General features: G+C 70.2%; 10 protein-coding genes and 1 pseudogene. 5 read left to right on the top strand and 6 right to left on the bottom strand.

Features of this window, described 5'->3' with window-relative positions:
• Positions 1-38: 38 nt before the first annotated feature.
• Positions 39-458, top strand: a pseudogene (locus ACZ5TV_RS06935) (cobalt-factor II C(20)-methyltransferase); the annotation flags it as partial.
• A gap of 79 nt (positions 459-537) precedes the next feature.
• Here ACZ5TV_RS06935 and pdxS read toward each other — a convergent pair.
• Positions 538-1,446, bottom strand: a complete 909-nt coding sequence (gene pdxS / locus ACZ5TV_RS06930; RefSeq protein ID WP_379781112.1) for a pyridoxal 5'-phosphate synthase lyase subunit PdxS — start codon at positions 1,444-1,446, stop codon at positions 538-540.
• 127 nt (positions 1,447-1,573) lie between these two features.
• Here pdxS and ACZ5TV_RS06925 point away from each other — a divergent pair, with 127 nt between their 5' ends.
• Positions 1,574-2,269 (top strand): molybdenum cofactor guanylyltransferase, encoded by a 696-nt coding sequence (locus ACZ5TV_RS06925; protein WP_464384283.1) that lies wholly within the window; start codon positions 1,574-1,576, stop codon positions 2,267-2,269.
• A gap of 500 nt (positions 2,270-2,769) precedes the next feature.
• Here the strand turns inward: ACZ5TV_RS06925 and ACZ5TV_RS06920 are convergent, their stop codons facing one another.
• On the bottom strand, positions 2,770-3,342 hold the full coding sequence (locus ACZ5TV_RS06920) for a J domain-containing protein (protein ID WP_464384282.1): 573 nt from the start codon (positions 3,340-3,342) through the stop codon (positions 2,770-2,772).
• 92 nt (positions 3,343-3,434) lie between these two features.
• On the opposite strand from ACZ5TV_RS06920, the gene mutS reads away from it, so the two are divergent.
• From mutS to ACZ5TV_RS06905, 3 genes are all read left to right on the top strand, one after another.
• Entirely contained in the window at positions 3,435-6,257 is a 2,823-nt protein-coding gene (gene mutS / locus ACZ5TV_RS06915) for a DNA mismatch repair protein MutS (protein ID WP_464384281.1), read from the top strand.
• On the top strand, positions 6,247-8,118 hold the full coding sequence (mutL, locus tag ACZ5TV_RS06910) for a DNA mismatch repair endonuclease MutL (protein ID WP_464384280.1): 1,872 nt from the start codon (positions 6,247-6,249) through the stop codon (positions 8,116-8,118). The genes mutS and mutL overlap by 11 nt, the downstream gene beginning before the upstream one ends.
• A gap of 91 nt (positions 8,119-8,209) precedes the next feature.
• Positions 8,210-9,904 carry a DNA-directed DNA polymerase II small subunit gene (locus ACZ5TV_RS06905; protein WP_379782881.1) on the top strand — a complete coding sequence of 565 codons (1,695 nt, stop codon included), beginning with the start codon at positions 8,210-8,212 and terminating at the stop codon, positions 9,902-9,904.
• A 156-nt stretch (positions 9,905-10,060) separates the two neighbouring features.
• On the opposite strand, the gene ACZ5TV_RS06900 is transcribed toward ACZ5TV_RS06905, so the two are convergent.
• The 4 genes from ACZ5TV_RS06900 to ACZ5TV_RS06885 all read right to left on the bottom strand — a co-directional run bounded on the left by ACZ5TV_RS06900 (position 10,061) and on the right by ACZ5TV_RS06885 (position 12,891).
• Positions 10,061-10,690, bottom strand: coding sequence for an IMPACT family protein (locus tag ACZ5TV_RS06900; RefSeq protein WP_379782883.1), 630 nt, complete (start codon positions 10,688-10,690; stop codon positions 10,061-10,063).
• Between the two features lie 67 nt (positions 10,691-10,757).
• Positions 10,758-11,294, bottom strand: a complete 537-nt coding sequence (locus ACZ5TV_RS06895) for a hypothetical protein (RefSeq protein WP_464384279.1) — start codon at positions 11,292-11,294, stop codon at positions 10,758-10,760.
• A gap of 4 nt (positions 11,295-11,298) precedes the next feature.
• Positions 11,299-11,904, bottom strand: a complete 606-nt coding sequence (pspAB, locus tag ACZ5TV_RS06890) for a PspA-associated protein PspAB (protein WP_379781385.1) — start codon at positions 11,902-11,904, stop codon at positions 11,299-11,301.
• Positions 11,905-11,985: 81 nt separating this feature from the next.
• Positions 11,986-12,891: an MBL fold metallo-hydrolase gene (locus tag ACZ5TV_RS06885; RefSeq protein ID WP_379781383.1), complete on the bottom strand. Its 906-nt coding sequence runs from the start codon at positions 12,889-12,891 to the stop codon at positions 11,986-11,988.
• Positions 12,892-12,914: the final 23 nt, after the last annotated feature.

Genomic DNA, 12,914 nt, shown 5'->3' with positions numbered 1-12,914 from the left:
CCAACGGAGGAATCCTCGCGCCTCAGCGCGGGGAGGATGTCAAGCTCGGCGACCCAAACGTGTACTCGACGTTCGGACACCTCCGACGGGCGCTCGACCGGTTCCACCCGGCGGTCGCCGTCGAGGTCGTTCCGGGCGTCTCGACGGTGACGGCCTTCACCAGCGCGTTCGACGTCGAGATCACGGTGGGGTCGGAGCTGACGCTCCGGGAGGCCGCGGACGGCGACGCCCCGGCCGGCCCCGACCGGATGGTGCTGTTCAAGGTGACCGACGTGCCGACGACACATCGGAAACTCGTCAACGCCGGCTACGACGTCGTCTACGGTCGTCGGCTGTTCATGTCTGACGTGGAGACGACTGTGACTCGGGATCCGTCGACGCTCGCCGACCGGGACTACTACACGGTCGCGTACGCGGAGAAATCGGAGGTAGACGACGGACACTCGCTGTTCGCGTGACCGTCTCTCGTGGGCGTCGACAGGCGTGTCCTCTCGGCGAGTCGACGACCCCGTTCAGCCGGATACGGTGTCCCGCAGCTTAGACGCCGCGACCCTGCAGCTTCTCCTCTTCGGGCATGTCGGCGTTCGACTGGCCTTTCATCCCCTTGCCGGTGCCGCTGGCGATCCGCGCGAGCTCGTCGGCGTCGTCCCAGTTGTTGACGGCCTCGACGATCGCCTCGCCCATCCGGACTGGGTCCTCCGCGCCGAAGATCCCGGATCCGACGAAGATGCCGTCACAGCCGTGGTACATCATGAGCGCGGCGTCGGCGGGCGTCGCGATCCCGCCGGCCGCGAAGTTGACGACCGGGAGCCGGCCGGCATCGGCCGTCTCGTGGACCAGGTCGCGCGGCGCGCCGTGCTCGCGGGCCCACTTCTCGCGCTCCTCGTAGTTGAGACCGGTGAGCGTCCGGATCTGGTGTTTGATCGTCCGCTGGTGTTTGACGGCCTGGTTCACGTCGCCGGTGCCGGCCTCGCCCTTCGTCCGGATCATCGCCGCGCCCTCGTGGATCCGCCGGAGCGCCTCGGGGAGGTTCCGGGCCCCACAGACGAACGGCGACGAGAAGTCGCGTTTGTCCGTGTGGTACTCGTCGTCGGCGGGGGTGAGCACCTCGCTCTCGTCGATCATGTCGACGCCGAGCGCTTCGAGGATCTCCGCCTCCTTGCGGTGGCCGATCCGAGATTTACCCATTACCGGGATCGACACCTCGTCGATCACCTCGGGAACACGCTCCGGGTCCGGCATCCGTGCGACCCCGCCGCGTTTGCGGATGTCCGCCGGCACGTTCTCGAGGACCATCACCGCGACCGCGCCGGCGTCCTCGGCGATGCGGGCCTGTTCCCGGTTGACGACGTCCATGATGACGCCGCCCTTCTGCATCCGCGCGAAGCCGCGCTTAACCAGTTCGGTCCCCCGCTTCAGCTCCTCCAGATCCGTTGCCTCTGGCATGTCGATCGGTAGGGTCGCCGGCCACTTAACGGGTCGCTTTCGGCGGGGCGAACGTCGATAGCGCCGGTTCCCGGATCCGCAACGCGGGACCACAAACGCGAAGTCGATCCGCGTTCAGGGTCGACGTATGGTTACCGGTGCCGTCATCGCCGGCGGACGCTCGACCCGGTTCGGCGACGCCGACAAGTCCGTCGCCGAGCTCTGCGGGGTGCCGATGATCCGGCGGGTCACGAATCGGCTCGCTGGCGTCGACGACCCCGTTCCGCCGGGCGCGGCGCGGGCCGCCGGGGGTGATCCGGTGGTGGACGACGTGGTGGTGAACTGCCGCCCCGACCAGCGCGACGCCATCGGGGCGGCGATGGAGGGGGTCTCGCTCCCGATCCGCTGGGCGATCGACGACGACACCGACCAGGGGCCCGTGGCCGGGATCCAAAACGCGTGCCGGGCAGCCCCCGGCGAGTACGTCTTCGTCGTCGCCTGCGACATGCCGTTCGTCGATCCGGCGTTCGCCGCGACGCTGCTCGCGGACGCCGCGGGTGAGACCGCGCTCCGCGCCCGTCCCGCCGACGCCGCGGTCCCGCGGCTCGACGACCGCTGGTTCCAGACCACGCAGGCGGTGTACCGCGCCGAGCGGATGGCCGACGCCTGCGACCGCGCGCTCGCTCGCGGCGACCGGAAGATCCTCGACGTGATCGAGACGCTCGACGCCGTCGTCGTCGACGATGCGACGATCCGTGACCGGACGACGGAACGGACGTTCACCAACGTCAACACGCGCGACGAGCTCGACGAGGCGGCGGCGTTCTTGGGGGAGTATTTATAGCGAGTACATCCCAACCCCGTGTTACGACCTCGGTATGTCTCGTCGATCGTCTCCCCCCGTCGAAAGGATTGGCCCGTGAGCTGGACCTTCACACATCCGGAGGTAGCGTTCTGTCCTGCGTGTGGCCAGTCGCTGACTTCTCGGCAGACAGCTGATGGTCCTCGGCCCTACTGTACCGGCTGTGCGGTGACGATATATCGGAACCCGACCCCCTTGGCCCGCGCCACCCTCATCGGCGATGACGGGGTGTTCCGCGGCGCGAGCGGTCCACGCCGAGGGAACTATGCGCGCACGCGATGACGCCGAAGCGGTTCGGTTTTGGTCCCGTGATGAACTCCGAACTGACCCTCCGCTCGTCCGCGCTTCCGGTGTCGAACAGCTACTCGAAGCGCTAGACCGGCTCGCGCCCCGTAGCGACAACTGATTTCGCCGTGTGGACCCGTATTCCATCTCTCATCTGCAGTGTCCACGCGGTTGCTCGTTTCAGGTTGATATCGTTCTCAGTCCGTCAAGACCTCGTAGGCGCGGTTCAACTCCTTGAACGCGTCCTCGTTCCCGTTTTCCCCGTCCGGGTGGAGCCGTTTGGCGCGCTCGCGATACCGCGAGCGGATCGTCTCGCGGTCGGCGGTCCGATCGAGGTCGAGCGTCTCGTACGCCTCGCGCTCGGACATCCCGTTCGTCGACGGGGCGCGGTCCCGCGGGTCGCGGCCGCCTCGACCGCCGACCCCGTACGCCGCGCCTCCCCCGGCACCGCCGACGCCGCCCCCACGCCCGCCGGTCCCTCGTCCGCGTGCACCCGCCCCGGCCGCCCGATACGCGTCGCGTCGGTTCTCGGCGGCGCGGGCGCGCTGTCTCGCCCGCTCGCGCTCCGTCGGCCCGATCCGGTCCGCTTCGACCCGCATCCGATCGTGGAGCCGGCCGCTCGCGTGATACCACAGCAGGTACGCGGCGGCCCCGAACGGGAGCGCCACCGCGAGGAGGACGGGGTTGACGACGATCCCGGCGACGACCAGCAGGGCCGTCAGCCCGATGAACGTCGCCGCCAGTCCGACGAGTATCGTACGGTTCGCCACGCCTCCGATCACGGCCTCCACGGTTGTAAGGCTCTCGGGGGTGAAACGACCGGTCCGCACCGTTTATGTCCGCGGCCGACCCGGTTGAAGGTATGTCACCGCCCGACCGGGAGACGGTCACGGGGCTCCCGCCCGGGATCGCGGCGGCCCGCGAGGAGCTCACGCCGATGCTCTCGCAGTATGCCGACCTCTGTGCCGCCCACGAGGACGCGCTCGTGCTGTTCCAGGTCGGCGACTTCTACGAGGCGTTCTGTGAGGCCGCCGAGACGGTCGCGCGGGTCTGTGAGGTGACGCTCACCGAGCGCACCGACTCGACGGGCGAGTACCCGATGGCCGGGATCCCCATCGACAACGCCGCCCCGTACCTGGAGGCTCTCCTCGACGCGGGGTACCGCGTCGCGCTCGGCGATCAGGTCGAGGACGCCGAGCAGGCGTCGGGGCTCGTCGACCGCGCGGTCACCGAAGTGATCACGCCGGGCACGGTCGTCGACGACGACCTCCTGGAGTCGGGGGCCGCCAACTACGTCGCCGCCGTGGCACGCGGCGCGACCGAGAAACGCGGTACCGACCCGCCCGATCCGGCCGTCGGCCTCGCTGCCGTCGACGTCGCCACCGGCGAGTGTCTCGTCACCGCCGGCGATCCCGAAACCGTCGTCGAGGAGCTGGAGCGGCTCGCTCCCGCGGAGCTGCTCGTCGGCCCGGACGCGGGTGACGTCGTCCCCACCGTCCGCGACTGGACGGTCCACCGTCACGACCCCGACGTGTTTGCACGCCGGACCGCCCTCGACCGGCTCGACCCGTACGTTCCTGCCCCCGAGCGCCGGTTCGACGGCGAGGCCGAGCTCCGCGCCGCGGGCGCGGTGTTGGCGTACGCCGAATACACACAGGGGGACGACGGCCCGCTGGAGTACGTCTCGCGGGTCCGCCGGTACGATCCGCGTGACCACCTCCGGCTCGACGCGGCCGCCCAGCGTAGCCTCGAACTGTTCGAGAACCGCGGCCTCGGCGCGAGCGACACGCTGTTCGACGTCCTCGACGTGACGAGCTGCGCGCTGGGACGCCGGTGTCTGGAGCGGTGGCTCCGCCGTCCGCTCGTCGACGCCGACGCGATCCGCTCGCGACACGACGCGGTCGCGGAGCTGGCCGACCGGACGCTGGTGCGTGAGGGGATCGCGGACGCGCTCGCGACCGCCTACGACCTCGAACGGCTGGTCGGGCGCGTCTCCCGCGGCCGTGCCGACGCCCGCGACCTCCGGTCGCTTCACGCCACCCTCGCGGTCGTCCCCGAGTTGAAGGCGACGCTGGCGGAGCCGCCGCCGGACGCCACGGACGATCCCGGGGCGAGCGAGGACTCGCTGCCCCGCACCGACCATCTCCGTGACCTCCACGAGCGTCTCGACGAGATCGCCGCCGTCCGCGAGCTGATCGACGACGCGATCGCGACCGACCCGCCACAGGAGATCACCGAGGGCGGGGTGATCCGCGACGGGTTCGACGCCGACCTCGACGGGCTGCGCGCCACCGAGCGCGAGGGGCGCGAGTGGGTCGCCGACCTGGAAGCGCGCGAACGCGAGCGAACCGGGATCGACTCGCTGTCGGTGGGGCACAACCAGGTCCACGGCTACTACATCGAGGTGACCGACGCCAACCTCGACCGGGTTCCGGACGACTACCGCCGCCGACAGACGCTGAAGAACAGCGAGCGCTACTACACTCCCGAGCTGAAGGAACGCGAGGAGACGATCGTCGGCGCCGCGGAGCGCGCGGACGCCCTCGAGTACGAGCTGTTCGTCGACGTCCGCGAGCGCGTCGCCGAGGCGACGGAGCGGATCCAGGCGCTCGCGGACGCGCTCGCCGAGCTCGACGCCCTGGCGTCGCTCGCGGCGGTCGCGGTCGCGAACGACTACGTCCGCCCGACGGTCATCACGGAGCCCGACGCCGGGATCCGGATCGAGGGCGGCCGGCACCCGGTGGTCGAGCGAACCGAGGACGCCTTCGTCCCCAACGACGCGGACCTCCCCCGAGGGAGCGTCGCCGTGATCACCGGCCCGAACATGAGCGGCAAGTCGACGTACATGCGGCAGGTCGCGCTGACGGTCGTGCTGGCACAGACCGGATCGTTCGTCCCGGCGCAGGCCGCCCGGCTCCCCGTGCTCTCGCGGGTGTTCACGCGGGTGGGTGCGTCGGACGACATCGCCGGCGGCCAGTCGACGTTCATGCGCGAGATGAGCGAGCTGACGGGGATCCTCCACGACGCCGGCCCCGATTCGCTCGTCCTGCTCGACGAGGTGGGCCGCGGGACCGCCACCACCGACGGGCGGGCGATCGCCCGCGCGGCCGCCGAGTTCGTCCACGACGAGCTCGGCGCGACAACCCTCTTCGCCACGCACTACCACGGGCTCACCGACCTGGCCGCCGACCGCGAGCGCGTGTTCAATCTGCATTTCTCCGCCACCCGCGAGGACGGCGACGTGACGTTCCTCCACCGCGTCGTCCGCGGGGCGTCCTCCTCGTCGTACGGCGTCGAGGTGGCCGAGCTCGCTGGTGTTCCCCGACCGGTCGTCGAGCGCTCGCGCGAGCTAGTTGCCGCCGACGAGGGTTCCCCGACCCCGAATGGAAGTGAGCCGGTCCCCGACGACATCGACGGTGACACTCCCCATGACGTCCCGCTCCGCGAGTTCCTCGCCGAGGATGACGACGAGGGGGGACCGGGCGCGTCGTCGGCGGACGATCGGACCGCGCCGTCGGCGGACGATCGGACCGCGCCGTCGGCGGACGATCGGACCGCGCCGTCGGCGGACCTCCCGCCCGATGTCGCCGAGACCCTCCGCGACCTCGACCTCGCGCGGACCACGCCGATCGAGGCGCTGAACGCCTTACACGACCTCCAGAACCGCCTCGACGATGACGAATAACGACTCCCTCGACGGCGACGTGGACGACGCGACCGGATCGCCGCCGACGTGCTCCACTGCCGCCACCGACGCGGCGGTCCGCCGGCTCGACGCCGCCACCGTCGACCGGATCGCCGCCGGCGAGGTGATCACCCGACCGGCCCGCGTCGTCGCCGAGCTCGTCGACAACGCGCTCGACGCGGACGCCTCTCGGGTCGAGATCGCGGTCGACGGCGATGGAACCGACCGGATCCGTGTCGACGACGACGGGGTCGGGATGTCCCGCGCGGACGCTCGCCTCGCCGTGGAGCGGCACGCGACGAGCAAGCTCGCGCCCGACGGCGATCCGGTGGGCGTCGACTCGCTCGGCTTCCGCGGGGAGGCGCTCGCCGCCATCGCCGACGCCGCCCGCCTCGAACTGACCACCAACGACGGGGACGCGGTCGGCTCCCGAGTCGTCGTCGACCCCCGAAACGGGGCGAGCGGGAACGGGACCGACGGCTCGCACGGACCGGACCCGGACGTCTCCGACGCCGGCCGCGCCCGTGGGACGACCGTCGTCGTTCGCGACCTGTTCGCAACCCGGCCGGCTCGCCGGGAGGCGCTCGCAGGGGCGCGCGCCGAGTTCGCACGGATATCGGCGCTGGTCGCCGATTACGCGCTTGCGAACCCCCATGTCGCGTTCACGCTCGAACACGACGGCTCGACGACCCTCACGACGCCGGGAACCGGCGTCACGGACGCCATCCTGGGCGTGTACGACCGTGAGACGGCCAGCCGATCGACCGAACTGTCGGCGAGCATATCGCTCGACGACGACTGCGAGGCCGCGGCGGACGGGTCCGTCGCGGTGACTGGTGCGCTCGCGTACCCGTCGGTCACGCGGGCCTCGCGCGACCACCTCCGCGTGTCGGTGAACGGCCGCCCGGTCCGCCACGACCGGATCGCTGGCGCGGTGCGGGCGGGCTACGACCGCCTGCTCCCGGACGGCCGCGAACCCGTCGCCGTCGTCGACGTCGCCGTCCCGCCCGAGCGGATCGACCCGAACGTCCACCCGGCGAAACGGGAGGTGGCGCTCCGTGACGCCGACGCCGTCGCCGACGCGGTCGAGTCCGCGGTCGCCGACGCGCTCACCGGGGCCGATCTCCGACGACGGGCGGACGTGGCGACCGACCTCGACACGGCGCTCGACCCGGTCGGCGAGGCTGACGGCTCGCGCTCGGCGGCATTCGCGGACGCGGAGCCGATCGGGACGTTCCGCGACCTGTACGCGCTCGTCGAGTCCGGCGACGAGCTCCTCGTGATAGACGTCCACGCCGCCCACGAGCGGGTGAACTACGAGCGGCTGGCCCGCGCGTTCGCGGACGACCCCGTGCCGACGGCCGAGCTCGATCCGCCGGCGACGGTGTCGCTGTCGGCCGGCGAGACGGCCGCCGCGGAGGCGTACGCAGACGACCTCGCGGCGCTCGGCTTCGCCACCGAGCCGTTCGGCGGCGGGACCCTCCGGCTCCGCTCCGTCCCCGCCCCGTTCGGCCGTACCGCTGACGCCGAGGCGTTCCGAGACGCGCTGGCGGCGGTGTCGAACGGCATTTCGGGTCCGGCCGGCGCATCGGGGCCAGACGGCAGGTCGGGACCGAATGGTGGATCGGTGTCGGACGGGGGAGCCGGTGGCGGCGGCCGCGACGCCCGGGACCGGCTCCTCGTCGACCTCGCGTGTCACCCGTCGCTAAAACGGGGTGACGCGATCGACGAGGACGGGATCCGTGCGCTGCTTGCCCGTCTCGGAGAGTGTGAGCGTCCCTTCGCGTGTCCGCACGGTCGCCCGACGGTGCTCTCGGTTTCCGAGTCGACGTTCGCCGCCGGCTTCGAACGGGATCGGTGACCGCGGGTGAGAGTCGAAGGGGTCGCCGTCTCCGCTCCGACTACTCCGCTGCTCCGGAACCGTTTTGGCTCGCACCGCCGTCCCTCCGCACGTGCCGCTGGAGTCGAACGCCCGGATCGTCAGCGAACTGGCCAGCCGCGGCTACAACGCCGAGCGCGAGGCGGTGACCGTCCTCGCCGGCGCGGACCGTCCGATCGAAACCCTCGACGCCGTCGTCGACCACGCGCCCGACGACGCCCTCCGGATCACCGTCGAACACGTCCGCAGCGTCCTCGACGAGATGTCCGCGCCGGCCACCCCCTCGGACGTCGCGGTCGATCCGACTCCCACGACCGCTGATCCGGAGTCCGCGACGGCCGACTCGGAACCCGCGACGGGCGACCCCACACCTGCGACCGTGAACTCGACCCCTTCGGCCACGGAACCGGCCGGAGAGGCGGTCGAAAACGGTAGATCTCCAGTTGAAACGAAGGGGTCGCCGGGGGCCACCGCCGTCGACGAAGCGACGCCCCCGACCACGGACGCACCCGGCACGGAACCGGGATCGCACGCCGCCGCCGACCACGACCGGGACCCGTCCCGTCGCGAGCTCGAGATCGCCAACGACATGACCGGTCACAGCACCGGAACCGGCGAGTACGACGACTTCGTCCGGACGTTCCGCGACCGCTACGAACGGCTCTCGAAGCTGCTCCGCGGGCGGGTCAACCACCGGCCTGCGGAGGCGATCGCGGACATGCCCGGCGGGAGCGAGGCCGCCATGATCGGGCTCGTCAACGACGTCCGCTCGACGAAATCCGGTCACTGGCTCGTCGAACTCGAGGACACCACCGGAACGTTCCCGGCGCTGATCATGAAGGACAAGGGGCTTGCCGACGTCGTCGACGAGATCCTGATGGACGAGTGTGTCGCCGTCGACGGCACCCTCGCCGACGATTCCGGGATCCTCTTCGCCGACTCGCTCCACTTCCCCGATATCCCGCGAACCCGTGTCACGGGTGGGGCCGACCGCCACGTCCAAGCGGCGCTGGTCTCCGACGTCCACGTCGGCAGCGACGAGTTCATGGCGGACGCGTGGAGCCGATTCACCGACTGGCTTCACACGCCCGAGGCGGAGCCCGTGGAGTACCTCCTCCTTGCCGGTGACATGGTCGAGGGCGTCGGCGTCTACCCGAACCAGGACGAGGAGCTCGACGTCGTCGACATCTACGACCAGTACGAGGTGTTCGCCGAGTACCTCAAGGAGGTCCCCGCCGACACCGAGATCGTGATGATCCCCGGGAACCACGACGCGGTCCGCCTCGCGGAGCCACAACCCGGGTTCAACGAGGAGCTCCGCTCGATCATGGACGTCCACGACGCGCGGATCGTCTCGAACCCCGCCACGGTGACCGTCGAGGGCGTCGACGTACTGATGTACCACGGCGTCTCGCTCGACGAGGTGATCGCCGAGCTCCCCGAGGAGAAGGCGAGCTACGACGAGCCCCACAAGGCGATGTACCAGCTACTGAAAAAGCGTCACGTCGCCCCGCAGTTCGGCGGACACACCCGCGTCGCCCCCGAGGACCGCGACTACCTCGTGATCGAGAACGTTCCGGACGTGTTTCACACCGGCCACGTCCACAAGCTGGGTTGGGGGAAGTACCACGGCGTGCTCGCGGTCAACTCCGGCTGCTGGCAGGCACAGACCGACTTCCAGAAGTCCGTCAATATCGACCCGGACGCCGGATACGCCCCGATCCTCGACCTCGACACGCTGGATATGACCGTCCGGAAGTTCACCTGACCCCACCGTTTATCGTCGATACCGCGACCACTCCCTCCGTGACGTAGCCGTCGCCCGCGACGCACTGGACGGGAGCGCGACGCCCCGTCGCGGACGGTCCGATTCCGCGTCGCCTGCTCGCCACTCGATCGACGCTAGCGCCACCTCTCGCCGGGATCAGTCGATCTCGACCCGCCCGCTCGTCGCGTCGTTGAGTCGCTCGACTAGCGGTTCGATCTCGTCGAGCGGTACCCGTAGTTCGAACCGCACCCGCTCGTCGTACTCGGCGTCGAACTCGACTCCCGACGACTCGATCACTCCGCGAACGGTCCCGGAATCGTCGTAGCCGGTCCGCACCGCGAGCCGGCGGTGCGGTCGTTCCTCGATCACGCCCGCGTCGTCGACCGCCTCTTTGACAGCCCGCGAGTACGCCCGGGCGAGTCCGCCGACGCCGAGGTTCGTTCCCCCGTAGTACCGCGTGACGACGCAGACGACGTTGCGGATGTCGCGCTGCTGGAGGACGTTCAGCGCTGGCTTCCCAGCCGAGCCGCTCGGCTCCCCGTCGTCGTCGCTGTACTCCCGGAGCATCACGTCGGTGCTGGGCGTCCGCTCGGACGCCTCTCCAGCCGGAACCCGGTACGCTGGGACGTTGTGCGTCGCGTCCGCGTACTCCGCCTCGACGGTTTCGATGATGGTCTCCGCCTGCTCGACCGTGTCCGCCGGCGCGGCGTGTCCGAGGAACTCCGAGCCTCGAACCTCGAACGTCGCTGTCGCGTGCTCGGCCACCGTGCGGTAGGTGTCGCTCACTGGTCGTGGGTCGGCCGGCGGGCGGTTAAGTCGTATCGGTCGGTTCTACCGTCGCGCTCCGTTCGGTTCAGCCGTCGGAGTTGGGCGTGTCGGTGTCCCGGTCCTCCGTGGTGTCCGTCTCGCTGTCGTCCGGTTCACTCTCGCCCGTGCGCACACGCCGGCGTTCGACGACCACGCCCGTCGGCGGTGCCTCGCGGTAGAGCGCGAGGAACGCGACTACGCCCACCGTCTCCGCGGCCTTCCCGACGATCGCCAACGGGTCCGCCGCGAGCGCGGCAGTCGTCTCCGCGCCGTGCCACCCCGCGTATCCGACGAGAAACGCGGTCAGCGTTCCCGCGCCGAGCGCGTACAGCCGCCGGTACTCGTCCGCCTTCAGCGTCGCTGCCGCGACGAGAACCGTGAAGACGGCCGCGAGGACGAACACGTACGGTCGCGGGTCGGTCGGGTCCGCCAGCCGTGGCCACGCCCACAGCAGGTGGACCGCCGCGCTCAACACCGCTGTCTGCGCAGCGACGGCCCGGAGGATCCGCTTGTGGCCGGCGTCGCGGGTGCTGCTGCCGATCGGTTCGTCGGACGCCGCCGCCGGTGTCGACCCGTCGCTCATCCGCTCACTCCCACGGGTGTCGGCCCGGCGCGTCCGGCCACAGCGGGTACCAGTAGGACTCGTCGTCCTCGATACCGAGCTCGCCGTCAAGTACCGACTGGAGTTTGAACTCCACCCGCTGGTTTCGGCTGTTCGACCCGTCGGGCGCGAACGGGTAGTACGCCCCGCGCCGGAACGAGTAGATCCAGTAGGCGGGGCCGTCGTCGTCCTCGAAGCCGAAGACGGCCGCGAGGAGCCGGGAACCGAATCCCTCCTCCATGAACTGGTCGGCCGCGAAGTGGATGCTGGTGACGAGGTCTTCGGGGTCGTCGTCTTCGAGGACGAACCAGTGGTAGCCGTGGTCGTCCTCGTGACGGTGAAAACCGGTCCCGGTCTCGACTTCGCCGGCTTCAAGGATCTCCTCGACGGTGCTCACGGCCTCGTCGAAGCGGGTACTGTCGACGCCGGAGAAACACAGCGCCGCCTCGCCGCAGTTGTCGTAGCCGAGGTCGGCTTGCATCGTCATGTACGCTGTCGACATCCCGAAGAGGTCCTCCGGGTCGGCTTCGCGGGTCGCGCCGGTTTCGGCGTTCGTCCCGAGTACGGCCCGGATCGTATCGAAGATGCCCATTCGTTGTCCGCCCTACGTGGCGTGGGGTTTAGGGCGTTTCTACCTCGGTTCCATTCCGGATGCTTTCCTCTCGCCCCCGATTCACTCCTCGACCCGGTCGAGATACGTCAACACGCCTCGAGTGTTCAGGCTCGCGTCCGCCCGCGCCCGCTCCGGATTCCAGAACTCCACGTCCGTGCTCGACGACTCGAAACGCTCGACGACCGTCTCGTCGTCGAGTTCGCTTCGCTTCGCTCGAACCGCTTCCACCCACTCGACGTAGGCGCGTTTCGCCTCGCCGATCAGTGCGTCGTCGTACTCGCGGGGGCCGAAGTGGCCGAAACAGAGATACTCGGGCTCGAGGTCGGCGATCGTTTGGAGGTCCCGGAGACACTGGTCCAGGTCGAACTGCGGCGGCGGCGTCGTCTGTCGGACGGTGTCGACCTCGGGGACGTAGATCCCAGCGGCGTCGGCAGTGAAGACGACGTCCGCGTCGGGGTCGTGGTACACCGCGTGGTGCGGCGCGTGTCCGGGGGCCTCGTGGACGACGAGCGAGCGGTCGCCGAGGTCGACCCGGTCGCCGTCGGCGAGTCCGGTGATCCGGGCTTCGGGTATCGGCTCCGGGTCGTCGTAGTATCGCCACTGGTCTTCGACCGCGGACTTCGTGCCGGCGACGAGCGCCTCGGGGTCGACGAGGTGACGGACTCCTCGTTCGGGAACGAGGACCTCGGCCTCGGGGTACCGCTTCGCGAGGTGGCCCGCCCCGCCCGCGTGGTCGAGATGGGCATGGGTCGGGAGGATCCACGCGAGCTCGTCGCGCCCGATCCCGATCTCGTCGAGCGTCTCGAACAGCGCTTCGCGGTTCGCCCCCGTCCCCGTATCGATCACGACGGGCTCGGCCGCGTCGTACACGTACACGGAGCCGTACTCGTCAGTGTCGAACATCCCAGTGTCGTGGACGTACAGGTCGGGAACGCCGCGGACCGGTTCGAACTCGCCAGCGTGCATATCGGACCGACGACGGGTGGGTG

This window comes from Halorubrum tibetense, assembly GCF_055396225.1.
Note: the sequence above shows the minus strand (reverse complement) of the source record. Positions and strands in the feature narration are given on the sequence as shown.

Bases quoted from the DNA above. Each gene is read 5' to 3' on its own strand.
- mutL (WP_464384280.1), top strand. From the start codon at position 6,247: ATGACGAATAACGACTCCCTCGACGGCGACGTGGACGACGCGACCGGA.
- pdxS (WP_379781112.1), bottom strand. From the start codon at position 1,446: ATGCCAGAGGCAACGGATCTGGAGGAGCTGAAGCGGGGGACCGAACTG.
- ACZ5TV_RS06885 (WP_379781383.1), bottom strand. From the start codon at position 12,891: ATGCACGCTGGCGAGTTCGAACCGGTCCGCGGCGTTCCCGACCTGTAC.
- pspAB (WP_379781385.1), bottom strand. From the start codon at position 11,904: ATGGGCATCTTCGATACGATCCGGGCCGTACTCGGGACGAACGCCGAA.
- ACZ5TV_RS06925 (WP_464384283.1), top strand. From the start codon at position 1,574: ATGGTTACCGGTGCCGTCATCGCCGGCGGACGCTCGACCCGGTTCGGC.
- mutS (WP_464384281.1), top strand. From the start codon at position 3,435: ATGTCACCGCCCGACCGGGAGACGGTCACGGGGCTCCCGCCCGGGATC.
- ACZ5TV_RS06895 (WP_464384279.1), bottom strand. From the start codon at position 11,294: ATGAGCGACGGGTCGACACCGGCGGCGGCGTCCGACGAACCGATCGGC.